The 22,599-nt window shown below is 58.4% G+C and carries 22 protein-coding genes, 1 tRNA gene and 1 pseudogene; 8 read left to right on the top strand and 16 right to left on the bottom strand.

From position 1 onward, the window contains the following. Positions 1 to 229: 229 nt before the first annotated feature. The 7 genes from ACN1C3_RS00285 to ACN1C3_RS00255 all read right to left on the bottom strand — a co-directional run bounded on the left by ACN1C3_RS00285 (position 230) and on the right by ACN1C3_RS00255 (position 7,036). A complete protein-coding gene (locus tag ACN1C3_RS00285) occupies positions 230 to 1,057 on the bottom strand; it encodes an FkbM family methyltransferase (RefSeq protein WP_419113792.1) in 828 nt (275 codons plus the stop codon). A gap of 199 nt (positions 1,058 to 1,256) precedes the next feature. Continuing rightward, positions 1,257 to 2,510, bottom strand: a complete 1,254-nt coding sequence (locus tag ACN1C3_RS00280; RefSeq protein WP_419113791.1) for a nucleoside deaminase — start codon at positions 2,508 to 2,510, stop codon at positions 1,257 to 1,259. A gap of 308 nt (positions 2,511 to 2,818) precedes the next feature. Continuing rightward, the gene (locus ACN1C3_RS00275; RefSeq protein WP_419113790.1) at positions 2,819 to 4,048 is read right to left on the bottom strand and encodes a methyltransferase; all 1,230 of its coding nucleotides are present in this window, start codon (positions 4,046 to 4,048) and stop codon (positions 2,819 to 2,821) included. Further along, complete coding sequence (locus tag ACN1C3_RS00270) at positions 4,029 to 4,718, bottom strand: ABC transporter permease (RefSeq protein ID WP_419113789.1); 690 nt, start codon at positions 4,716 to 4,718, stop codon at positions 4,029 to 4,031. The genes ACN1C3_RS00275 and ACN1C3_RS00270 overlap by 20 nt, the downstream gene beginning before the upstream one ends. Continuing rightward, a complete protein-coding gene (locus ACN1C3_RS00265) occupies positions 4,715 to 5,410 on the bottom strand; it encodes an ABC transporter permease (protein WP_419113788.1) in 696 nt (231 codons plus the stop codon). The genes ACN1C3_RS00270 and ACN1C3_RS00265 overlap by 4 nt, the downstream gene beginning before the upstream one ends. Before the next feature lie 86 nt (positions 5,411 to 5,496). Beyond that, positions 5,497 to 6,249, bottom strand: a complete 753-nt coding sequence (locus tag ACN1C3_RS00260; RefSeq protein WP_419113787.1) for an ABC transporter substrate-binding protein — start codon at positions 6,247 to 6,249, stop codon at positions 5,497 to 5,499. A gap of 13 nt (positions 6,250 to 6,262) precedes the next feature. Then, the gene (locus ACN1C3_RS00255; RefSeq protein ID WP_419113786.1) at positions 6,263 to 7,036 is read right to left on the bottom strand and encodes an ABC transporter ATP-binding protein; all 774 of its coding nucleotides are present in this window, start codon (positions 7,034 to 7,036) and stop codon (positions 6,263 to 6,265) included. Between the two features lie 555 nt (positions 7,037 to 7,591). Here ACN1C3_RS00255 and gabP point away from each other — a divergent pair. Beyond that, positions 7,592 to 8,983 carry a GABA permease gene (gene gabP / locus ACN1C3_RS00250; RefSeq protein ID WP_419113785.1) on the top strand — a complete coding sequence of 464 codons (1,392 nt, stop codon included), beginning with the start codon at positions 7,592 to 7,594 and terminating at the stop codon, positions 8,981 to 8,983. Between the two features lie 86 nt (positions 8,984 to 9,069). Here the strand turns inward: gabP and ACN1C3_RS00245 are convergent, their stop codons facing one another. The 4 genes and pseudogenes from ACN1C3_RS00245 to ACN1C3_RS00230 all read right to left on the bottom strand — a co-directional run bounded on the left by ACN1C3_RS00245 (position 9,070) and on the right by ACN1C3_RS00230 (position 12,258). Beyond that, a complete protein-coding gene (locus tag ACN1C3_RS00245) occupies positions 9,070 to 9,528 on the bottom strand; it encodes a hypothetical protein (protein WP_419113784.1) in 459 nt (152 codons plus the stop codon). A 65-nt stretch (positions 9,529 to 9,593) separates the two neighbouring features. Beyond that, positions 9,594 to 10,658: a PDDEXK nuclease domain-containing protein gene (locus ACN1C3_RS00240; protein ID WP_419113783.1), complete on the bottom strand. Its 1,065-nt coding sequence runs from the start codon at positions 10,656 to 10,658 to the stop codon at positions 9,594 to 9,596. A gap of 184 nt (positions 10,659 to 10,842) precedes the next feature. Continuing rightward, positions 10,843 to 11,244: a hypothetical protein gene (locus tag ACN1C3_RS00235; RefSeq protein ID WP_419114214.1), complete on the bottom strand. Its 402-nt coding sequence runs from the start codon at positions 11,242 to 11,244 to the stop codon at positions 10,843 to 10,845. A gap of 34 nt (positions 11,245 to 11,278) precedes the next feature. After that, a pseudogene (locus ACN1C3_RS00230) lies at positions 11,279 to 12,258 on the bottom strand (alpha/beta fold hydrolase). Between the two features lie 297 nt (positions 12,259 to 12,555). Between ACN1C3_RS00230 and ACN1C3_RS00225 the strand changes: the two are divergent. Continuing rightward, positions 12,556 to 13,017: a carboxypeptidase regulatory-like domain-containing protein gene (locus tag ACN1C3_RS00225; RefSeq protein ID WP_419113782.1), complete on the top strand. Its 462-nt coding sequence runs from the start codon at positions 12,556 to 12,558 to the stop codon at positions 13,015 to 13,017. A gap of 119 nt (positions 13,018 to 13,136) precedes the next feature. Here the strand turns inward: ACN1C3_RS00225 and ACN1C3_RS00220 are convergent. The 5 genes from ACN1C3_RS00220 to ACN1C3_RS00200 all read right to left on the bottom strand — a co-directional run bounded on the left by ACN1C3_RS00220 (position 13,137) and on the right by ACN1C3_RS00200 (position 17,358). Beyond that, positions 13,137 to 13,212: transfer RNA gene (locus tag ACN1C3_RS00220), tRNA-Phe, on the bottom strand. A 102-nt stretch (positions 13,213 to 13,314) separates the two neighbouring features. Next, entirely contained in the window at positions 13,315 to 13,587 is a 273-nt protein-coding gene (locus ACN1C3_RS00215) for an oxidative damage protection protein (RefSeq protein WP_095192313.1), read from the bottom strand. Next, positions 13,584 to 14,651 (bottom strand): A/G-specific adenine glycosylase, encoded by a 1,068-nt coding sequence (gene mutY / locus ACN1C3_RS00210; protein ID WP_419113781.1) that lies wholly within the window; start codon positions 14,649 to 14,651, stop codon positions 13,584 to 13,586. Before mutY ends, ACN1C3_RS00215 begins: the two co-directional genes overlap by 4 nt. Then, positions 14,648 to 16,876, bottom strand: a complete 2,229-nt coding sequence (locus ACN1C3_RS00205; protein ID WP_419113780.1) for an AsmA family protein — start codon at positions 16,874 to 16,876, stop codon at positions 14,648 to 14,650. The genes mutY and ACN1C3_RS00205 overlap by 4 nt, the downstream gene beginning before the upstream one ends. 83 nt (positions 16,877 to 16,959) lie before the next feature. Beyond that, complete coding sequence (locus tag ACN1C3_RS00200) at positions 16,960 to 17,358, bottom strand: acetyl-CoA sensor PanZ family protein (RefSeq protein WP_419113779.1); 399 nt, start codon at positions 17,356 to 17,358, stop codon at positions 16,960 to 16,962. 221 nt (positions 17,359 to 17,579) lie between these two features. Here ACN1C3_RS00200 and ACN1C3_RS00195 point away from each other — a divergent pair, with 221 nt between their 5' ends. The 6 genes from ACN1C3_RS00195 (at position 17,580) to hisF (ending at position 22,556) form a co-directional block, all read left to right on the top strand. Then, a complete protein-coding gene (locus tag ACN1C3_RS00195) occupies positions 17,580 to 19,241 on the top strand; it encodes an OFA family MFS transporter (protein ID WP_419113778.1) in 1,662 nt (553 codons plus the stop codon). Positions 19,242 to 19,510: 269 nt separating this feature from the next. Next, entirely contained in the window at positions 19,511 to 20,104 is a 594-nt protein-coding gene (hisB, locus tag ACN1C3_RS00190; protein ID WP_419113777.1) for an imidazoleglycerol-phosphate dehydratase HisB, read from the top strand. Next, positions 20,104 to 20,742, top strand: coding sequence for an imidazole glycerol phosphate synthase subunit HisH (gene hisH / locus ACN1C3_RS00185; protein WP_419113776.1), 639 nt, complete (start codon positions 20,104 to 20,106; stop codon positions 20,740 to 20,742). Before hisB ends, hisH begins: the two co-directional genes overlap by 1 nt. Further along, complete coding sequence (locus tag ACN1C3_RS00180) at positions 20,742 to 20,996, top strand: DUF2164 domain-containing protein (protein WP_419113775.1); 255 nt, start codon at positions 20,742 to 20,744, stop codon at positions 20,994 to 20,996. Before hisH ends, ACN1C3_RS00180 begins: the two co-directional genes overlap by 1 nt. A gap of 42 nt (positions 20,997 to 21,038) precedes the next feature. After that, a complete protein-coding gene (gene hisA, locus ACN1C3_RS00175; protein WP_419113774.1) occupies positions 21,039 to 21,776 on the top strand; it encodes a 1-(5-phosphoribosyl)-5-[(5-phosphoribosylamino)methylideneamino]imidazole-4-carboxamide isomerase in 738 nt (245 codons plus the stop codon). A gap of 9 nt (positions 21,777 to 21,785) precedes the next feature. After that, positions 21,786 to 22,556 (top strand): imidazole glycerol phosphate synthase subunit HisF, encoded by a 771-nt coding sequence (gene hisF / locus ACN1C3_RS00170; RefSeq protein WP_419113773.1) that lies wholly within the window; start codon positions 21,786 to 21,788, stop codon positions 22,554 to 22,556. The last annotated feature ends 43 nt before the right edge of the window (positions 22,557 to 22,599 follow it).

The following is a 22,599-nucleotide window of genomic DNA, read 5'->3' as shown; positions in this document are numbered from 1 at the left end:
CCCTGGGCGGGTATCTTGTTGGGCCCGGTGCGGTCTTTGCCGCACCTCTTCAGGGCATAACATGCAGCTTGCCACGCTGCCTTTGATTCATCTGCACCAAAGCGACGTGATCGGTTCTGTCTACGACCACTCAATGAGACTGGAAGAGCGCAGCCCAAGGCGTCGTCTCTGAATGGTCGTTATGCCCTTTCGCTTCAGGACTTATGCACAACGGATTGCGACGTAAGGCTCAAGCTCGGCTGCGAACCAGCACATTCTTGAGTTTTTGAATGGCTCGCCATGATCGGCTGTTCCTCATGGCGCGCAGTTCTGCCTCGGCCTGGTCGGCTCGTTGCTGTGCGGCGATCAGCTCCTTTTCGACGTTGGAAACGGGGTGGCTGAATTTATGGCCGTAGCAGAACTGGAATTCATCCAGGTTGCACGGCGGGATGTCGAAAGCCGGTTTGAGGTCCAGGTGTTCTTCGGCCAGGTAGAAGGTGTTGATGCCGTCGAACTGCACGGGGTGGTAGCCGGCGTCGGTGACGATTTTTTCCCAGGTCTGGTCGCGGTTCCATGGGGTTTCGATGAGGATGATCCAGGGCCGCCATTTGCTGAAGTCCATGCCGTTCAGGACTGTTTCTTCATGGCCTTCGACGTCGATTTTCAGAAAGTGGATCGGGCCTTTGACGTGTTCTTCGCAGATTGAGGCCAGGGTCCGCGACTGGACGGTTTGGCTGCGCACGTCCATGCCGGCGTCTTTGTGTTGCTGGGCGAGGTTTGTATCCAGGGTCGACAGCCCAGTGCCGGCGATTGCATAGAAGGTGAGGTCTTGGGCGGATTCCCCGGCCACGCATTGCAGGTTTATGTCCTTGGGCCGTTGCTGGCACAGGGCGTCATAGTAGTTCTGGATTGGCTCGATGTTGATGCCGTTCCAGCCGCGGTCGTAGAAGGCCCGGGTGACCGAATCCGAGGTTGGATCATTGGCGCCGACGTCGATGTAGAAGCCGTTTTCGAAGTACTTCAGCGCGCGCCACAGCCTTATATCTTCGAAATTTTGTGCGTAAGAAATGAACGTCACAGTCTTTTCCTGATAGTCCGAACAGCGTTGGGAAGGTGGCGCGCACGCCGATCACTTCAGTGCCTGTCTTGCAGGCCCGATGTCGGAGTTTAGCTAGCTTCTGGCACAAAGTGTGGTGGCGTAGCGGCCAAATACGGGGGCGGAGCAGCAGGCCCGTTGATCATTCAACGGGCCTGGCCTTTCAGGTTACTTCGGTGGGCTACACGCCTTTCTTGACCGCGTTGATCAGGTCCTGGCTCAGGACTTGAGCCGGAGCTACCTGGACGCTTTGGGTATAGAAGGGTGGCAGGTTCTGGGCCAGTGTCGACAGCGTCTGAGGCGTGGTGTTACCCGGCAGCAGCACATATTGCAGGTTCGACGGGTAACTCTGCGGAACCGGGCCTTCCATGGTCGAGCCGTAGGCGCCGAAGGTCATCACGGCTTGCGGGGTGGTCGGGTCGGGGGCGTAGAGGAACACGAAGGTGCCGTATTTTGGGTGCGTCAGGTATTGCTCGGCTTGTGCACGAACGGCTGGGTCCGGGTCGTTCATCAAGGTCCAACGCATCACCGCATAGCCACGGGTGGTTTCCATGAAGGCGGTTTTGATCGGTGATTCGTTCTCCACTCCGCCCAGACACACCAGCAGGTTGCCAAAGGGGTCGAGCAAGGCCACGGAGTTGAAAACCTCGGTCTTCTGCGCGGCTTTCTGCGCGGTCTGCAGCAGAGGCGGAGCCAGCTCCGCACCCGGGTCTCGCGGGTTGGGCGAGCAGACGGTCAGGGCGTACGGGCTCAGCTTGGTGAGTGCCTTGCGCACCGGGCTGTTGGCCGGGAGTGTTGCAGGGTTCTTCAGCTGCGACGGGTCCAGGCCACTGTTGTTGCTCGCTTCGCGCACCGTATTGACGCTGGCGTCGAAGATCGAAGCGGTGAGGTAGTAGGCCGATGAGTCGATGCCCTGGCCGCCAAATACCGGTCTCATTGAGCCCTGATAAGGACGGCTGACGGGAGCTGCGATGGCGTAATAGGCCCAGGTGTTTTGCGCCTGCTGACGAATCTGTGGCGGCAGGGACGGGAAATTGAACTGGCTGTTGTAGTTGATCCCGGCATAGGTATCGATCGCGCTGACGGCAACGTTGAAACCGGCGGTGAGCAGGGAGCCTGCGCACATGGCGCAAGGGTCCAGGGTGGTGACGACGGTCAGTTGGCTGGGTGTAGGAAGGTTCAGCGCCGCTACGTTCTCGTAATACCAGTCGACCAGCTGTCGCTCGCCGTGGGCAGTCGGGTCGTGAGGTAAGAAGTAGGTGGTGGTGTTGCCCAGGAAGGGCATCAGTACGTTGTTGTGCATCGCGACGATGACTTCGCCGGTCGCGTTATTGATGATGGCGCCGCCGACAGCGAAGGTTTGCTGAATGGCGGCGAGAATGGCTTGGTCGGCAACGGCATCTACAGCTTCCTGTGCACTGTTCACTGTGCTCATGGTGTTCCAGCTCCTTGCTGTCCTTGCGCCAGACCATTCTGGCGTTTGAAGACAATAGCTCAGCTTTTTCGGGACCGTTTATGTTCTTTGGCTTGAATGCTTATGCACAATGGGCTAGACCCATTGGTGATTAATAAGTGATTTTTTGGATCCAATCTCATCACTCCGCAACTGACTGTTTTTTCGATTTTTTATTGAGTGAACGAAAATTGAACAGTTGCTGTTTCAGCTCTGAAACAGCGTTGGGATTGGATCCGCGCAAGTTTCATCAACAGAGTTATCCACAGGCGGTGGCGTTAAAAGGATGGCTAATTGCGTTCGGCCAGGAGCATCAAGTTGCGGGGTGTCAGCGGGGTTTCGCAGAATAATCCGAGGCGCACGTCGTAGCCTTGTTCTTCGAGAAAAAGCGCGCGATCAAGTACCAGCCAAAGTTCCAGCGGACGACGAAACAGGCCGCGCACCAGCTCCAGATTGCGTACGTGTGCCAGTCTTTTCCAGCCAGCAGCTTCCAGTGCCGACCAATCCTGCTCGTCTGTGGATAAGTCTTTGAGTGCGGCGAGATCACGGCAATAGTCGGCAAACGGCTTGTCCAGCCAGGCGCTGGGCAGTGAAGGGGTCGGCAGGTATTCGTCGCGCCCGCGCAGTTGCCGTTGCAGCAGATCGAAAGCCAGGCGCCTGGCCATCGATGTATCGCGCTGGCGTCGGACACGGGCGCCAGCGGTGACGGTTTCGCTGAGAGGGAGTGCCAGATCATCGAGCGATAGCTGTAGGTCGGATACCTTGGCCGCGACGGAAAGTGCTTGGTACTCGCTGCTCTGGATGCGGTTGTAGCAGCAAGGCGCGATTGCCAGTTGCTTGCAGCCCGTTGCGCTGGCCAGTTGAATCAGGCGCACGTGCAGATCGCCGCAGGCGTGCAGGGCGACCGGAGTGTGTTCGGTGGTCAGACGAGCAGCAGCGCCTGCGGCCAGGACGTCTTGTTGGACATGGGTCACGGGTAGCTGATGACGCTGGCTGAGTTGTTCACCTGCATTGATCAGCGCAGGGTCGTACTCGAGGCAGGTCAATTGCTGCCCTGCCTGGAGCAGGCGACGTCCTAAATGACCTTTACCCGAGCACCAGTCGAGCCAATGTCTGGGATCTTCGGCAAATTCCAGGCAGCCGGCGAAAGCCTCGATCTGTTGCCATTTGCGTCCGGGGACATCGACGTTCAAGCGTCGAGCGGCAGGCTCAAGCGGATGGCTGGGCAGTTCGCCGACAGCGCTGAGAGCTGTGGACGTGGCTGCCAGCTCTGAAAACGGTGCGGGGGCGTGAAGGCGTTGCGGATGGTTGTGATTCGCTTCAGCGTCGTCCAGTGAACGTTGCCGTAGCCACTGGGCCAACTCGGGATAGTGCGCTTCCCACGGCAGTTGCCAATGGGTGAAAGGACGCGGTCGCCACAACGCCTGATGCTCGATCAGAAACGCATCCAGTGCCTTGAAACGGGCGAGCAGTTGCGCGCCCGTAAGCACCGGCGGCAGATCAGCGTCCCTGACAGGCATCGACGCGCAACCAGCGCTCCAGCAGCTTGAAGCCGCGCACCAGCACGTAGGCCATCAGCAGATAGAACATGCCTGCGGCGAAGAAGATCTCCACGGGCAGATAGGTTCGCGCAATGATGGTCCGGGCCATGCCGGTCAGCTCCAGCAAGGTCACGGTACTGGCCAAGGCGCTGGCCTTGAGCATCAGGATCACTTCGTTGCTGTAGGCCGGCAAACCGATCCGCGCCGCACGCGGCAGGATGATGTAGAACAGCGCCTTGGGCCGTGACATGCCCAGGGCCCGTGCCGCTTCGATCTCGCCGGGTGGAATGGCCTGGATCGCGCCGCGCAGGATCTCGGCGATATAGGCCGCGGTATGCAAGGTCATGGTGGCGGTGGCGCACCAGAACGGGTTGCGCAGGTAAGGCCACAGGGCGCTCTCACGTACAGCGTCGAACTGCGCCAGGCCGTAGTAGACCAGGAACAACTGCACCAGCAGCGGCGTGCCACGGAAGAAGAAGATGTAGGCGTAAGGCAGGGCGCGCACGTACCTGTTCCGCGACGAGCGGGCGATGCCCAGCGGAATGGCCAGCAGCAAACCGAGGACGACGGCGATGGCGACCAGTTCCAGGGTCAGGGTCGCGCCCTGCGCCAGTTTCGGCAGCCATTTGATGATCACTTCCCAGTTCATTGCGTGCTCCTCGCGAAGCCGCGAGCGGCGCGTCGTTCCAGAAAGTGCATGCCGGTCATGGCAAGAACCGTCAGGCCCAGGTACATGAAGGCAGCGAACATATAGAAGGTGAACGCCTGTTTGGAGAAGTTCACCGCGATTTGCGCGTGACGCATGATTTCTTCCAGGCCGATCACCGACACCAGCGCGGTGTCCTTCATCAGGATCATGAATAGATTGCCCAGCCCAGGCAGGGCGATGCGCCACATTTGCGGCATGATCAGCCGGGTGAAAATCCGAAACTTCGACAGGCCGAGGGCCACACCCGCTTCACGGTGGCCTTTGGGGATCGCCAGGATCGCGCCGCGAAAGACTTCCGTGGCGTAGGCGCCAAAGCACAAGCCAAGAGCGATCACGCCCGCGGCGAAGGCATTGAGCTCCAGATCAGGATTGCCAAAAAACTCGCCCAGCGCACGCATCAGATTGACCGTGCCGAAGTAAATCAGCAGTACCCAAAGCAGTTCCGGGATGCCGCGCACCAGCGTCGAGTAAGTACCGCCAAGCCATTGCAACGGCTTGTACGGGGAAGTCTTGGCCAAGGCGCCGAGCAAACCGAGAACCAACCCCAGGCACAATGCCGAGAGAGCCAGTTTGACGGTCATCAGCGCGCCAGCGGCGAGCGCCGGGCCGAATCCGTAGAGATCGATATTCATGGAATTCTTTTTTTAAATCGCAGCAGGCTTTGCTAAGGACCGGCGGCGCGAGCGTCAGGCTGCGCCGCCGGTCAGGCAAGTCAGTATCAATAGATGCTGAACGGGAAGTACTTGTCGTTGATTTTCTTGTAGGTGCCGTCAGCCACGATTTCTTTCAGTGCGGCGTTCAGCTTCTCGCGAATCGGGTCGCCTTTGCGTACAGCGATACCGATTTTGTCGCTTTCTTCAACCGGGTCGCCCTTGAATTCATAAGGCTTGCCCGCGTCGCTTTTGAGCCACTCATAGTTGACGTACTTGTCCGCCAGGATCGCGTCGACGCGGCCGGAAGTCAGGTCCAGGTAGGCGTTTTCCTGGGTGTCGTAGAGTTTGACCTCGACCGTGTCACCCAAGTGGTCTTCCAGCCAGGTGCCGGCCAGGGTTGCGCGTTGGGCGCCGATGACTTTGCCTTTGAGGGAGTCTTTGTCGGTTTTGAAGTCGGCTTTGTCTTTAGCCGCGATGAATTGCAGCTTGTTGGAGTAGTACGGGTCGCTGAAGTCGACGGCTTGCTTGCGTTCTTCAGTGATCGACATCGAGGAGATCAGGAAGTCGAACTTCTTGGCGTTCAAGGCCGGGATGATGCCGTCCCAGTCGGAGGTGACGATGGTGCACTCGGCCTTCATCTTGGCGCACAGGGCGTTGCCGATTTCGACGTCAAAACCGACGACTTGGCCGCTGGCATCTTTATTGTTGAACGGCGGGTAGGCCGCTTCGATGCCCATCTTCAAGGTCTCGGCAGCAGCGGTGGCGCTGAAAGCCAGGGTAACGGCAGCGGCCAAGAGGAATTTTTTATAGCTCTGCATGGGAGTTGCTCCGTTAGCGGTTGCTGGACATGAATTGTTTGCAGCGTGCCGAAAGCGGGTTTTCGAAAACCTGCTGTGGCGATCCTTGCTCTTCGATCAGACCTTGATGAAGGAACACGACTTCACTGGAAACCTGACGGGCGAAGCCCATTTCATGGGTGACCAGTAGCATCGTGCGGCCTTCTTCGGCCAGCGCGCGGATCACATTAAGTACTTCCTGAACCATTTCCGGGTCAAGGGCCGAGGTCGGCTCATCGAACAGAATGACTTTGGGTTGCATCGCCAGGGTGCGGGCGATAGCCGCGCGTTGCTGCTGCCCACCGGAGAGCTGCGCGGGGTAGGCGTGGCGTTTATCAGCGATGCCGACTTTGGCCAGCAGGGCTTCAGCGATTTCGGTGGCTTCGGCTTTGCTCTGCCCAAGTACACGGCGCGGTGCTTCGATGATGTTGTCGAGCACGCTCATGTGTGGCCAGAGGTTAAAGTTTTGAAATACAAAACCGATTTCGCTGCGCATGCGGTTGATCTGCTTGCCATCGGCAGCGACCAGCTCGCCGTTTTTCGCGGCCTTGAGTTTGAGCTCTTCGCCGGCCACCAGAATCTGGCCCTGATGCGGGTTTTCCAGCAGGTTGATGCAGCGAAGGAAAGTGGACTTGCCGGAACCGGAGGAACCCAGGATCGAGATCACATCGCCGTCGCGTGCGGTCAGCGAGATACCTTTAAGTACCTCAAGCGTGCCGTAGCGTTTATGCAAGTTGCGGATTTCAAGCGCGGGCGTGGCCTCAGCCATGTGCGGTCCTCATTGTGTTCTATTGCACTCCTGCTGTTGGTGGCCTTCCTGGCGAGGCGGCCAAGCTAGCATAGCGTTTGAATGACAGCCAACAGCGCTACAGGGGGTAAACGGGTGGTATGTAGCAGGTTGTCGCATCGGCGCAGCAGTCTGTCGCGCCATCAACAACCGAACACTCGTTTGAACCTTTACCCCGGCGGGTGTCGCGTAAAAAAGGGCGCGATGGTGCCAGCTTTGGCCGGGTGTTGGAAGCGCCAGGCGGCCAAAGGTTGCCGATACGCACCTTTATTGTGCGCGACTGACTTTTTCAGTGTGTTTCTGGTGCGGCGTTTCGTTCTAGAAGTGGGGTGCTGGGTAACGCTGTGGCGAATAGCCATTAAACTCAATGACTTGCGATAGCCGACCGTTCGTCCCGGAGGCCCCGTAGTCAGGGGTTTTGTAACATTTTGGCGCAAATCTTGCGTAAAAAATAAGGAACGCTCCGTTGGATTCTTTTTACGAGAAAGTCTGCAGACGGAGTGGACTGAATCGCTCTTCATCGCAAAGGTAGTTTCAATGAGCAATACCCAAAGCTCTAATGGCCTCGAACAGGGGCTCAAACCGCGGCATGTGACCATGCTGTCGATCGCCGGAGTTATCGGCGCAGGACTGTTCGTCGGCTCCGGACACGCCATTGCCGCGGCCGGTCCCGCTGTGCTGTTGGCCTATGCCGCCGCCGGTACGCTGGTGGTGTTGGTTATGCGCATGCTGGCCGAAATGGCCATTGCTTCGCCGGACACCGGCTCGTTTTCTACATATGCCGATCGGGCGATCGGTCACTGGGCCGGTTTCACCATCGGCTGGCTGTACTGGTGGTTCTGGGTGTTGGTGATCCCGCTGGAAGCCAACGCCGCCGCGACCATTCTTCACGCCTGGTTCCCCGGCGTGGCGATTTGGGCCTTCACGCTGGTCATTACTCTGCTGTTGACGGTGACTAACCTGTTCAGCGTGAAGAATTACGGCGAGTTCGAATTCTGGTTTGCGCTGGTCAAGGTTGTCGCGATCATCGGCTTTATCATCCTCGGCGTTCTGGCGATCTTCGGTTTTCTGCCGGGCAGCCAGGTCAGCGGCGTCTCGCATCTGTTCGATACCCAAGGCTTCCTGCCCAACGGCATGGGCGCGGTTCTGGCCGCGATGCTGACCACGATGTTCTCGTTTATGGGCACCGAAATCGTCACCATCGCCGCCGCCGAGTCGAAGAACCCAGGCCAGCAAATCTCCAAGGCCACCAACTCGGTGATCTGGCGGATTGGCTTGTTCTACCTGGTATCGATCTTCCTCGTTGTGGCGCTGGTGCCATGGAACGACGCGGGCCTGGCGCAGGTCGGTTCCTACCAGACTGTGCTCGACCGCATGGGTATTCCTAATGCCAAAATGATCGTTGATCTGGTGGTCCTGGTTGCCGTGACCAGTTGCCTCAACTCGGCGCTGTACACTGCCTCGCGCATGCTCTTCTCCCTGGGCAATCGTGGCGATGCACCGGCCGTGGCCAAAATCACCAACAACAGCGGCACGCCTTACTGGGCAGTGATCCTGTCCACTGCTGCAGCGTTCCTCGCGGTATTCGCCAACTACGTGGCCCCGGCTGCGGTGTTCGAATTCCTGCTCGCCAGCTCCGGCGCCATCGCCTTGCTGGTGTACCTGGTGATCGCTGTATCCCAACTGCGCATGCGCCAGAAGCGCATGGCTGTCGGCGAGAAAATCGCCTTCAAGATGTGGCTATTCCCGGGCCTGACCTACGCGGTGATTGTGTTCATCGTCGGTATACTGGCCATCATGCTGTTTCAGGAAGAGCACCGCGTGGAAATCCTCGCCACGGGGCTGCTGAGCATTTTGGTGGTCGCAGCAGGCCTGCTGGTGGCACGTCGTCGCAAGCTCGAGAAGCGGGCGGCGGTAGTGTTGACCTGATGGCTTGATTCAATCGCGTAATGAAAACGGCCGCTGTCAGGGATGACAGCGGCCGTTTTTGTTTCTGGGTGCTTTAACGAATGGATTTACTCGTTCGTTTCCAGAAGCACATCGAGGGCCTTTTTGTAGCTGTCCAGCGCAGTCCCGAAATCCGCTATGACTTCAGGATTTTCAAGCCAGCGCTGGGCTTGCTCGCGATCAATACCGTCAGCCCACATGCGGTAATCAATCAGCATGTCCGCAGCCAGGTGGGTGGCAGCCATCGCCTCGTTCTCGGCATTTTCCATGTCCAGCAGCTCTGGCTGGTCTTCGATAATCTTGCTGAGCGAGTGGAGCATTCTTATCAGCATATCTACGCGATTGGTGGTCTCTTCCGCATCCTGCATGAAGATGAACATATTCAGGATGTCTTCCGGAATTTGCTCATCGTTTACTCCGGTCGGATCGTCGTACATTGCTATGGGTTTTCTGGTTCCCATGCGCAGTTGCTTGGCTTTGGCCTTCGCGCGTTTGGCGCGTTTCTGTTGTTTGTTCAGGGATGCCATTGGTTTCGGTCATTTTCAGGAGAGAGATTGCTGAGCATTAAAGCGCAAAGTGAAGAATCGATAAATCATCCCGATTGTAGATTCTGATTGAGTAGGCGCTCTTCCAATGCTGCTCGCTCGCGATCCAGTTCGGCGCGAAGCTCTTCTTCGCTCGGTAGCACAAGCTTGTATTTGCTGGCGAACAGCTGTTCGTTGCCTTGGAGTACCGAATAGCGCACCACGGACTCATCTTTCTGCGCGCAGAGAATAATGCCGACCGTCGGTCCATCGTCCGGCCCGCGTTTGAGGTCGTCGTACATACGCACATACATGTCCATCTGGCCGATGTCTTGATGGCTCAGTTCGCCGCGTTTGAGGTCGAAGATCACGAAGCATTTGAGCAGGTAGTTGTAGAACACCAGGTCCAGGTAAAAGTCTTTGCTCTCGGTACTGATGCGTTGCTGTCGAGCGATGAAGGCGAAGCCTTTGCCAAGCTCCAGCAAGAATCCTTGCAGCTGATTGATCAGCGCTTGTTCAAGGTCGTTTTCCAGAAGGGTTCCGGCGTTAGGCAGACCAAGGAACTCCAGCACCACAGGGTCGCGTACGAACTCTCGTGGGCTTTTGTTGAGTGTCTGGATGTGGGTGGCGGCCTCCTGCTCGACCGGAGGGCGATCTTTGCTGGCCAGCAGACGCTCGTAGTAGAGCGTTGCGATTTGTCGTTCCAGTGCGCGGGTTGACCAGTTAAGTGTGGCTGTTTCGTCCATGTACCACTGGCGGGCGTTGCTGTTTTCGACTCGTAGCAGGGTGCGGTAGTGGGTCCAACTCAATTCGCGACGCAGTGCGTCGCATATTGGGAACGCTATGAAAAAGCCACGCATGTGCCGCAGATTAGTCGTATCAAAGCCCTTCCCAAACTCCGCCGTCAGCAGCTTGGCCAGCGTTGGCAGCAATCGCTTGCCATAGGCGGCTCTCTCAGCGCCCTCCTGCTCGAATTCAACAATATGCCGGCCGATGTGCCAGCAAGTCTGCACTTGGAGCGTATCCACCGCCCGCAGCGCCTTCTGGCGTGCCTGGCGGATCAACTCGCCGAGGCTGCCAAGCAGTGGCGCGAGTTGTAGATTTTGATCGTGGGTTGAGGAGAGGGGGCTCATGGAATCTTCCGCAGTGAGGGCTGGTGCGCGGTCGATGACCGAAGCAGGCAGAAGAGGATGCCAGCAAGCGCTGATCAGGCTTTGCGGGAAGGGTCTGATTAATCGGAAGGAAAAGGCGGTAAACGAAAACGGCCGCCGTCAGTGATGACGGCGGCCATTTTTGGTCAGTTCGAAAGGGTCAGGGTTACGACTTCAACAAAGCCTCTGACGCAGCAACGTAATCGGCCTGAAATTGCGGGCTCTCGATCCAGGCAAGAGCCGCTGCCTCGTCCGCCTCGGTGGACCACTGGCGATACTCGATGAGTGCCGCGAGTATGAAGTCGGTCGCGCCTTCTTCACCTTCCTGCTCAAGCACCAGCTCAAGCAGCGGATCCCCCAGGAAAGCCGCACACATCGCCTGTTGGCTGGTGGTTTCGGCTGCGCGCATTTTTTTGAACAGCTCGGTCAAGTCCACCGATTCAAAGTCGATACGATCGTCATTTGGGTCCAGCGCTTCGACTGAAGCGCCCGCGCGCTGAGTTCGGTTCTGTTTAGCCTTGGCTTTAGCGCGGGAGGCGCGTTTGTGTTGTTTGTTCGCGGATGCCATGGGCTTCGTTCCGTATTTCGTTGAGAGGGGCAGGTCAATCAGGTGCATGACGTGGCATTAGCCGCCCGTGCGTACCGGGGGCAAGCTCGCCGTTTTGCAGCCAGGACAATGCAATGGGCCATAGTGTGGCTTGGTAAGCGCTGCGAAAAAAGGCGAAATGTCCGACTTCCACTTCGCCGATGTCTTCTGGGGCGTTCGCAGGTGCGTGTTCGTACTGGCAGTGAAGTAACCAAGCAGTCGCTCGATGGCTGAAATTGTGCCGTAGGGATCGTCGCTAAGGCTGATGGCAAGTGTTTGCGCGGTAACGGTGGAGAAGGGCAGCTCATCAAGCATTCGCCCGCTGGGACGCCTCTCGTACAGTGCGGTCGGGGTGCTCCAGTCCCGGACTACGCCGGCAGGGGTGTCTTCAAGCCAGCCCAGACGCTTGCCGGGGAAGTAGCCGCAGAACATCGTCACCAGCGGCATCAGCAGATGCCACTTGCAGAACATCCGCCAACGGCTGGCCGGGGCGTAGTCGCGCCAGTAGGCGAATTGAGCGCCCACGGTCACCAAACGCCGGATCAGGTGTCCCGAGGCCCCCAGCCCCGCCGCACAGCCGCCGAAGCTATGGCCGACGACGTCTATGGGTTGGCCGGGGAACTCCCGCGTCGCCCGTTGCAACATGGCCTCGAAATCGAGCGCGCCCCAGTCCGACCATGATGCGTTGAAGCCACGTAACGATGCCGGTCGCGACTCGCCGATTCCGCGATAGTCGTAGGTGATGACATCGAAGCCGTTGCCGAACAGGTAATCAGCGAAGCGAAAGTAATGCCGGCAGCGTACTGAAGTCGCCGCGTTGATCACCACCACCGGGCGCTCGGTGTCTCTATGGCGATGGCGCCAGGTGAAGCCACCCAGGACGAAGCCGTCGGCGGCCGGCTCCTTGAATGCCTCGCTAGGCCCGGACATGAGCAATGGCGATGGGGCTTGGGCGGTCGTCGATGGCGAGAGCGAGGATGGGCTTTGCAGACTCATGGGCACTTGCTCTTTTTCAGGAGAGACGCAAAAGCGATCAAGTTGCTCACTATAGGGAAGGCTTAAAACATCGTCTGTGTTTTTTAATGGCGTCACAGCCCGGCTCATCGACGCTTGTTGTGTGGAAATCCTGCACCGGGCTGATCTAAGCAGCCAATGAGCGAGATATAAACTTATTAGAGCCAGAGGGATCAACAGTACAGGGGGAGACTTAATCGGAATGCCGCCGCTTTATGGCGTAGCGCTCAGTGGTGGCATCCCAATCATGGGTTCTGTACGAACCTGGGAGTTGTCATCATGAAGTCCTTCCACTTACTAGCGTTCTCAGGAGCTGTCGTGGCCATGCTGTCGGGATTGCCCGCAACGGTGGTTCAGGCTGCCACTGTCACCAACGAGCCGATCGATACGTCCGGCGTGCAGTTGGAGCCGCAACAGCAAAATGGAGTGACCTATCTGTCAGGCGGTATTGGACTGGATGAGTCGCGGGCCATTCTGCAGACCAAGGGTTACAACCTGCACATGACCTTTTCTGTCGGTTCGGCAAATCAATATATCCCTGATGTCGATGTAGCGATTCAGAACATGCAGGGGAGCTCAGTGCTGAAGCTAAGCCAGGTCGGTCCTATCGTTTACGTTCAGTTGCCGCCCGGTAAATACCTCGTTGTCACCGCTCGCAGTGGCCAGGAAAAACGAAGTGATGTTGAAGTCAAAAGCGGAGCGGTTCGTGATCTGCAATTCCACTGGAGTGATAGCTATTGACCGTTGATGCCTGGTAGCCGTTAGCATTGCGTCAAAAACTACAGGCAACAAAAAACCCGCACTAGGCGGGTTTTTTGTGGGCTTTGATGTGATGGTTAACACCACATCAAAGCTGAATGTGGTGCCCAGAGACGGAATCGAACCGCCGACACGGGGATTTTCAATCCCCTGCTCTACCGACTGAGCTATCTGGGCAACGGGGCGCATTAAACTGGTTTTTCAGGGGGTCGTCAAGCAAGTTTTCAAAAAAAGTTTAATTATTACCGTCGCTTACGACCCAAGCCCTTTTGTGGCGGCTTATTCAGCGGGTGGAACGTAGCCTTCGGCCTTGGCGTAATCCTCGCCGGAAAAGAACTTATCCATTTCGCCCTGCAGGTATTTGCGGTCTTCGGCGTTCATCATGTTCAGGCGTTTTTCGTTGATCAGCAGGGTCTGGTGCTTCTGCCAGTCGGCCCAGGCCTTGGCCGAGACGTGATCGAAAATGTCCTGGCCTTTGGCGCCTGGAAACGGAGCGCGCTCAAGGGCGGGCAGTTCTTCTTTGTACTTGCGGCACATGATGGTGCGGGTCATGACAATTCTCCTGCGTTCAATACGTCGGCCGCGCGTTTGAGCAGCTTTTTCACCGGGGCGGCAAGGCCCAGGCGCGGCGGGGTGGCGAGGTTATACCAGAGCCAGTCGGCCTCGGCCACGTGATGGCCGGACTCTTGGACCTGGACCAGCCAGGGTTCGATAGCCAATTGGAAATGGCTGAAGGTGTGAATCAGACTCGGCAGTGCGTGATGCTTGCCCAGTTCCAGCGAGTGCTGCAGGGCCAGATGTTCCAGGTCGCCGAGGTCATCCAGCTCCGGCAAGCTCCAGAGACCGCCCCAGAGGCCCGTGGAGGGGCGTCGGTAAAGCAGAATGGCGCCGTCGCGGTTGGCCAGCATCGGCATCAGGGTGCGCTTTTGCGGCACGCTCTTGCGCGGTTTGGGAACCGGGTAGCGAGTCTCCAGGCCAAGCATGTGCGCTTCGCAGCCGCTTTCCAGCGGGCAAAGCAGGCAGCTGGGTTTGCTGCGGGTACACAGCGTAGCGCCGAGGTCCATCATCGCCTGGGTGTAGTTGTTCACCCGGCTGTGAGGCGTGAAGCGTTCGGCATTGGCCCACAGCTGTTTGGCGACCTTGGGTTCGCCAGGGTAGCCCTCTTGCGCGGTAAAGCGCGCCAGCACCCGTTTGACGTTGCCGTCGAGGATCGGCGCGCGCAGGCCCATGCTCAGGCTGGCGATGGCACCGGCGGTGGACAAGCCAATGCCGGGCAGCTCGATGAGCTTCTCGACGTCGCGGGGAAACTCGCCGCCATAGTTGGCGACAATGATTTTCGCGGTCTTTTGCAGGTTACGGGCACGGGTGTAGTAACCCAGGCCCGTCCACAGGTGCAGCACTTCGTCTTCGGGCGCTGCGGCCAGGGCTTCGACCGTTGGCAAGGACGCCATGAAGCGGTCGAAGTAGTTCAGCACGGTGCTGACCTGAGTCTGCTGCAGCATGATTTCCGAGACCCACACCCGATACGGCGTGATGCCCTGCTGCCAGGGCAAATCGTGGCGCCCGTGGCGATCGTACCAATCCAGTACCGCCGTTGAAAATTGCTCGGCTCTCATCGTTTGAACAACCCCTTGAGAGCATTTTTCAGTTCTGGACTGACTTTATCGCCGAGTTTCTCTTCAACCTTCTCGCCCAGCTTTTCACCCGCCAGTTTACTTGCAACCTTGCCCAGTCCCTCGTTGTCCAGGCGGCAGGCCTTAGCGCCCAGCTCCAGCGGACCACGACAACGCAGCGGCCACTCAATGCCAACGTAGCGTTGGTTGACCTGGCAGGCCGGGTCCGGCATATCGCTCTTGTCGCCTTCGATGACGATGCCTACGCGGTAATCCATACCCAGCACCCGTAGATCGACATCACCGTTGCCGTTGACGGTCAGGCCGGGGATGCGCACTTTCAGGTCCGGGTTGCTGGCCACGCCGTTATGGAAGGTCAGGTTGCCCTTGAGCTCCTCGAACGGTGTGTCCTTGCCCCGCGGTGCACCGCTGAGGGTTTTGCGATTGAGCGTGGCGATGCCCTGGCAGAGTTGCTGTTCGAGGTTGGCATTGAGCAGCACGCCATTGTTGATGACGAAGCTTGCGGTGCCGTTGAGGCTGTCGATCAGGTCTTTCTGGCTATTACCGGTGCCGGTCAGGTTGCTGTTCAAGGTGACCAGACCTTTGACTGGAGGCGTTTGCCCCTGGCTTTCGAGGATGCTCTCGACTGGCACTTTGCTGATGCGCGTCTGCAGGCTCAACAACGGCAGTGGCTGACGCACGTCAAGGTTGCCATTGGCTTCGAAGCTGCCGCTGTAGAGTTCGCCGCGCAGGTTTTCGAGCTTGAGCAGGCCGCCCTGGCCGGAAGCTTTCAGCGCTGCGTTCTGGATCGGCAACTTGTCGAGGGTCAGTTGACCGAAGCTCAGGTCGGCGTCGATATCCAGTTTGCTCAGGCGTTCGACCGGCAGCAGTTTTTCAGTGCTCCAGGCGCCCTTGGTTGGTGCGTCTGGCAGTGGTGAGGTAGCGGGACCGGCCATGGCAGTGGCTTCGCTGCTTTTCACTTCAGCCTTGCGGGCCACCGCAGCGCTGTTGGCTTCTGCAGATTTTGGCGGCAGGTAGCGATCAACGTTGAACGTGTCGCCTTTGAGCTGCACGCGCAGTGACTGCTTGGCGAAGTCGTCGACCGCGATGCGCCCGGTGAAGGTGCTGTCGTCGAGCTTCAGATTCAGGTCTTCGAAGGCTATGCTGGTCGGCGTGCCGCTGAGGCGGCTGACCAGCTCGACCTTGCTCAGGCTGCCCTCGGCCATGGTCGGAAGTTTCTGGCCGATGCTGTCGACAAACTTGGCCAGGTCGAACTGTGCAATCGATAGTCCGCCGCTGATTTGCGGCGTCTTGTCCAGATCATTGACCTTCAGCTCGCCCAAGGCGCGCAGTTGGTTGGCGGAGATTTTCAGCCCGGTCCATTCAGCAATGTTGGCTGCTCTGTCCAGTAGCAACTGGCCTTGAGCGGCGAAGGTCATGGTCTTGCCTTGCAGCGGTTCGCCAGAGGCTTCGCCGGACAGTTTCATGTCTTCGAACTGATAACGCTTGAGTGCGCGGTCGTAGCGCAGTTCGCCGTTGAGTTCGGTCCTGACGCGCAACACGGGCTGATTGCTGCCCAGGAACGCGGTCAGTTTGACCGGGATGTTCGTTGCGTCATGCACCGGCCCGGTACTCAGCTGGATGCTTTCGGCGCTGAATTGCTTGCCACTCTGCTCATCGAGGTATTCAACACGAGCGTTGTTCACGGTCAGGCTGTCGATGTCCAGGCGGATCGGCTGGGCCGATTTGTCGGGGGCTGAGGGCGTAGCGGACACCGGCTCAGCGGGCGCTGGCGCGCTGCTGTCAGCGGGTGTGGCCACTGGCGCGACCTTGCCAATATCTTCCCAATTGCCGTGGCCGTCCTTGTTGCGATTCAGGCGCAGGTTCAGCCCTTCGACGCGGACATCGCTCATCTGCACTTCGCGGCGCAACAGCGGCAGGACTCGCACTGACAGACCGAGCATCTGCAGGTCGGCGAAAGGTTGGGTCGGGTTGACCAGGGTCGCAACGGTGGCCTCATGCAGTTCCAGGCCAAGCCAGGGGAACAGGCTCCAACCAATATCGCCATTGAGCGTCAGCTCAATATGGGCCCTGTTGCGGGCAATCTGGCGAATCTCGTCTTTGTAGTCGTTGGGATCGAAGAGGTGAGTCAAGGCGAAGCCCAGAGCCACAATAATCAGCAACAGCCCGAGAATTACCAGACCCAGGATTTTGCCAAACGCTTTCATGGGCGAGTCCTTGTAGTGTGTCGAATTCGTATTTAGCCGGGGAGTATAGCGCTCAGAACCTGACGGCTGGTCACGGATCGCCTCTAGATCACATCCAGCGGCAGGTGCAGCTTGGCTGCCAGCGCCTGAGCTTCCAGGTGTCCGGCAGGTGCCAGTAGACGCAGTTGCGCGCCGCTCTGCGCAGCCATTCTTTGTGCTTCGCTCACCAGACGCTCGGCCACACCGCGGCGTCTGGTGATTTTTCGTACGCACAATTGGGACAGGTGCCAGACGTCTGGGGCCCGTTGCAGGCGCGCGGCACCCAGCAGTCGGTCATTGAAGCGCCCGGCGAGCAGCGTGCCGTCGCGCAAATTGCTTTCGATCAGGTGCAGGTCATCTTTGAAGGGCGCGAACAGCCAGTCCGGGGCGTCGCGATAGATCTTCTGCAGATCCTGCTGATCTTGAAAGGTGGCTTCGTTCAGCGACTCGACAGCGATGGGCATGGGATTTCCTTGAGCGATACAAGAACAGATGACACAGAAAAGGTGATGTCAGTTTGGTTTTTCTGTCGCAAGCAAATGGTAACCTTTCGCAGTTCGTCCGTCCTTCTGCGACTTGATGTCGCGCTCAGAAGCTTCACTCGATAAAACGGTCATGCCTGCGTGCTTTAAGGCTGTGGGTGGAGGGTGGCTGGCGGATCCATTAATAATTGGGGGAAACACGAATGAGCACTAGCACTGAGGCGGGCATTATTGCCGCCCAGACAGCGTTCTTGTCTAAAGAACGCATCATCGCCAGGCCCGGTTTCAACCGTTGGCTGGTGCCACCGGCCGCTCTGGCCATCCACTTGTGCATCGGTATGGCCTATGGCTTCTCGGTGTTCTGGTTGCCGCTGTCCAAAGCCTTGGGTGTGACTGCAGCGGTGGCGTGCTCGGCGGACATGAGCTTTATCGCACAAGTCTTTTCGGCCAAGTGTGACTGGCCGATTTCCATGCTCGGCTGGATTTTTACGTTGTTCTTCATCTTCCTCGGCTGTTCCGCAGCCATTTGGGGCGGTTGGCTGGAACATGCTGGTCCACGTAAGGCTGGCGTCGTTTCGGCGTTGTGCTGGTGCGGCGGCCTGGTGATTTCTGCATTGGGCATTTATACCCACCAGATCTGGCTGATGTGGATCGGTTCCGGAGTCATTGGGGGCATCGGGCTGGGGTTGGGTTATATCTCGCCTGTCTCGACGCTGATCAAGTGGTTCCCGGACAAGCGCGGCATGGCGACTGGCATGGCGATCATGGGTTTCGGTGGTGGCGCGATGGTGGGGGCTCCGCTGGCGGCAGCCTTGATGGGGCACTTCGCTTCGCCAAACGGCGTCGGTGTGTGGCAGAGCTTTCTGGTGATGGCCGCGATTTACTTCGTGTTCATGATCGGTGGCGCGCTGTCCTATCGTGTTCCGCCCACTGGCTGGAAGCCTGAAGGCTGGACTGCTCCGGCGAAAAAAACAGCCAATGCGATGATCACCCATCGCCATGTTCACGTTAGCGTCGCGTGGAAAACCCCGCAGTTCATTCTGGTCTGGCTGGTGTTGTGCCTGAATGTATCTGCCGGTATTGGCATCCTGGGCATGGCTTCGCCGCTGTTGCAGGAAGTCTTCGCCGGCAAGTTGCTCGGCAATGGCCTGGCATTCGGTCAGCTGGACGCCGCTCAGTTGGGGCAGATCGCGGTCATCGCGGCTGGTTTTACTGGATTGCTGAGCCTGTTCAATATCGGTGGACGTTTCTTCTGGGCGACCTTTTCGGACTATCTGGGCCGTAAAAACACATACTTCGTGTTCTTCGCCCTGGGTTTTGCGCTTTACGCGTTGATACCGAACCTCGGTCACCTGGGCAACATTGCGCTGTTCGTGACGGCGTTCTGCATCATTCTGTCGATGTACGGCGGCGGTTTTGCGACGGTTCCGGCTTACCTGGCGGACCTGTTCGGCACGCAAATGGTCGGCGCGATCCATGGTCGTCTACTCACCGCCTGGGCCGCAGCCGGCGTACTGGGTCCGGTCCTGGTGAACTACCTGCGTGAGTATCAGCTGAGCATCGGCGTTGAGCGCGCCGCGGCGTATGACATCACCTTGTACATCCTCGCAGGTCTGCTGGTACTGGGTTTCATCTGCAACCTGCTGGTGAGCCCGGTGGCCGACAAGTACTTCATGACCGATGCCGAGCTGGCCGCTGAGCAGGCGCTGGGTCATGACAAAGGGGCAAACAGCACTACCGTGCTGGAGTGGAAAGCCTCTTCGGGCAGCGTGCCATTGGCGGTTGCTGCGTGGCTGGTAGTGGGTATCCCGCTGGCGTGGGGTGTTTGGGTGACCTTGCAGAAGACTGCGGTTCTCTTCCACTAACGCAGAACCCTTTGGGAGCGGGCTTGCTCGCGAAGAGGAAGTGTCAGTCGACATCAATGTTGCCTGACACACCGCCTTCGCGAGCAAGCCCGCTCCCACATTTGATCTCCACAAGACACAAAATCTGTGTTTGCCGGCTTGTATTGACATGTACATCGCTGGCGGCGCTGTTTTCAGCTCGTCAGTGATATCGTCCTTCGTGTTTCTGTTTGGCGCCCGCGAGCCTATAATGGCTGCCTTTTTCGCCCAATGATTTTGCGGAGCTGGTGATGGCCGAACGTAAGGCGTCCGTCGAGCGCGACACTCTGGAAACCCAGATCAAAGCCTCGATTAACCTGGATGGCACCGGAAAGGCCCGATTTGATATCGGTGTTCCTTTTCTTGAGCACATGCTGGATCAGATCGCCCGTCACGGGCTGATCGACATTGATATCGAAAGCAAGGGCGACCTGCATATCGACGACCACCACACCGTGGAAGACGTCGGTATCACTCTGGGTCAAGCCTTCAGCAAAGCCATCGGCGACAAAAAAGGCATCCGTCGTTACGGTCACGCCTATGTGCCGCTCGATGAAGCGCTGTCGCGCGTGGTGATCGACTTCTCCGGCCGTCCAGGCCTGCAGATGCACGTGCCCTATACCCGCGCTACTGTCGGCGGCTTCGATGTCGACCTGTTCCAGGAATTCTTTCAGGGCTTCGTCAACCACGCCAACGTCTCCTTGCACATCGACAATCTGCGTGGGCACAACACCCACCACCAGATCGAGACTGTGTTCAAGGCGTTCGGTCGCGCGCTGCGCATGGCCGTCGAACTGGATGACCGCATGGCCGGGCAAATGCCTTCGACCAAGGGCGTGCTCTGATGCAGACCGTCGCGGTTATCGATTACGGCATGGGCAACCTGCACTCGGTGGCCAAGGCCCTCGAGCACGTCGGTGCCGGCAAGGTGTTGATCACCAGCGATGCCAACGTGATTCGCGAAGCCGACCGGGTGGTATTCCCCGGTGTTGGCGCGATTCGCGATTGCATGGCGGAAATCCGTCGTCTGGGTTTCGACTCGCTGGTGCGTGAAGTCAGCCAGGATCGTCCGTTTCTTGGTATCTGCGTCGGCATGCAAGCCTTGCTCGACCACAGTGAAGAGAACGATGGCGTTGACTGTATCGGCCTGTTTCCAGGCCAGGTGAAGTTTTTCGGCAAAGGTCTGCACGAAGATGGCGAACACCTGAAGGTCCCGCATATGGGTTGGAACGAAGTGCGGCAGGCGGTGGATCACCCGCTGTGGCACAACGTTCCGGACCTGGCGCGGTTCTACTTCGTGCACAGCTACTACATCGCTGCCGGCAATCCGCGGCAGGTGGTGGGTGGCGGTCATTACGGTGTCGATTTCGCTGCAGCGCTGGCCGATGGCTCGCGTTTCGCCGTGCAGTTCCACCCGGAGAAGAGCCATACCCATGGCCTGCAATTGCTGCAGAACTTCGCCGCATGGGACGGTCGCTGGTAATGGCCAGGAAAAAGCCGCCGATTCTCACGCTCACGTCTGAGCAGGAGAACGAAGCCAACAGCAAGATCAAGCGCTTTATGGAAGATCGCTTCGAGCTCGACCTGGGCTCGTTCGAGGCGGCCGAAATTCTTGATCTGTTTACCCGCGAAATTGCTCCGCACTATTACAACAGGGCGATTTTCGATGTGCAGACGCACCTCAAAGAGAGGTTCGAAAGCATCGAAAGCGACTTGTGGGCGCTCGAGAAAAACTGATTTCCGAGTGAAGCTGAAAAATCGAATTTGAAGGTTTGCCAGATGCTGATTATTCCCGCTATCGATCTTAAAGACGGTGCCTGTGTACGTCTGCGCCAGGGCCGCATGGAAGATTCCACAGTATTCTCCGATGACCCGGTTAGCATGGCTGCCAAGTGGGTGGAGGGTGGTTGCCGCCGTCTGCATCTGGTCGATCTGAACGGTGCTTTCGAAGGTCAGCCGGTCAACGGCGAAGTGGTCACCGCGATTGCCAAGCGTTACCCGAACCTGCCGATCCAGATTGGCGGCGGTATCCGCTCGCTGGAAACCATCGAACACTACGTCAAAGCTGGCGTCAGCTATGTGATCATCGGTACCAAAGCGGTCAAGGATCCGGCCTTCGTTGCCGAGGCCTGCCGCGCGTTTCCGGGAAAGGTGATTGTCGGTCTGGACGCCAAAGACGGTTTTGTCGCCACCGACGGCTGGGCTGAAATCAGCACCGTGCAGGTGATCGACCTGGCCAAGCGTTTCGAAGCCGACGGCGTGTCCGCCATCGTTTATACCGATATCGCCAAAGACGGCATGATGCAGGGCTGCAATGTGTCGTACACCGCAGCGCTGGCCGCGGCGACGCGGATCCCGGTAATTGCCTCCGGTGGCATCCACAACCTGGGTGACATCAAGTCGCTGCTCGACGCCAAGGCGCCGGGGATCATCGGCGCCATCACCGGCCGGGCGATCTACGAAGGCACTCTCGATGTCGCTGAAGCGCAAGCTTTCTGCGATTCGTACAAAGGCTGAGGACTCACCATGGCGCTGGCCAAACGCATCATCCCTTGCCTGGACGTCGACAACGGCCGTGTGGTCAAGGGCGTCAAGTTCGAGAACATCCGTGACGCCGGCGACCCGGTGGAAATTGCTCGTCTCTACGACGAGCAGGGCGCGGACGAAATTACCTTTCTCGACATCACCGCCAGCGTCGATGGCCGCGATACCACGCTGCATACTGTCGAGCGCATGGCGAGCCAGGTGTTTATCCCGCTGACGGTGGGCGGCGGTGTGCGCACCGTGCAGGACATTCGCAATCTGCTCAATGCCGGCGCGGACAAGGTCTCGATCAACACCGCAGCGGTGTTCAATCCTGAGTTTGTGGGTGAAGCGGCGCAGCATTTCGGCTCGCAATGCATCGTCGTCGCCATCGACGCCAAGAAGGTTTCATTGCCGGGCGAAACCCCGCGCTGGGAAATCTTCACCCACGGCGGTCGCAAGCCGACAGGCCTGGATGCCGTGGAGTGGGCGAAGAAGATGGAAGGCCTGGGTGCCGGTGAAATCCTGCTGACCAGCATGGATCAGGACGGCATGAAAAACGGTTTCGATCTGGGCGTCACTCGCGCCATCAGCGATGCGTTAGGGATTCCAGTGATCGCATCCGGCGGTGTTGGCAATCTGCAGCATCTGGCTGACGGGATTCTGGAAGGTCACGCCAGTGCGGTATTGGCAGCGAGTATTTTTCATTTCGGCGAATACACCGTGCCAGAGGCCAAGGCCTATATGGCGCAGCGCGGCATCGTCGTTCGATAGTCGTTCCAGTAAAGGCCACTGGACAGCATGGCGGGCTCACGGC

The sequence above is a fragment of the Pseudomonas sp. H11T01 genome (genome assembly GCF_048515765.1).
Classification (GTDB): Bacteria; Pseudomonadota; Gammaproteobacteria; order Pseudomonadales; family Pseudomonadaceae; genus Aquipseudomonas.
This window is presented reverse-complemented; position numbering and strand designations above follow the sequence as displayed.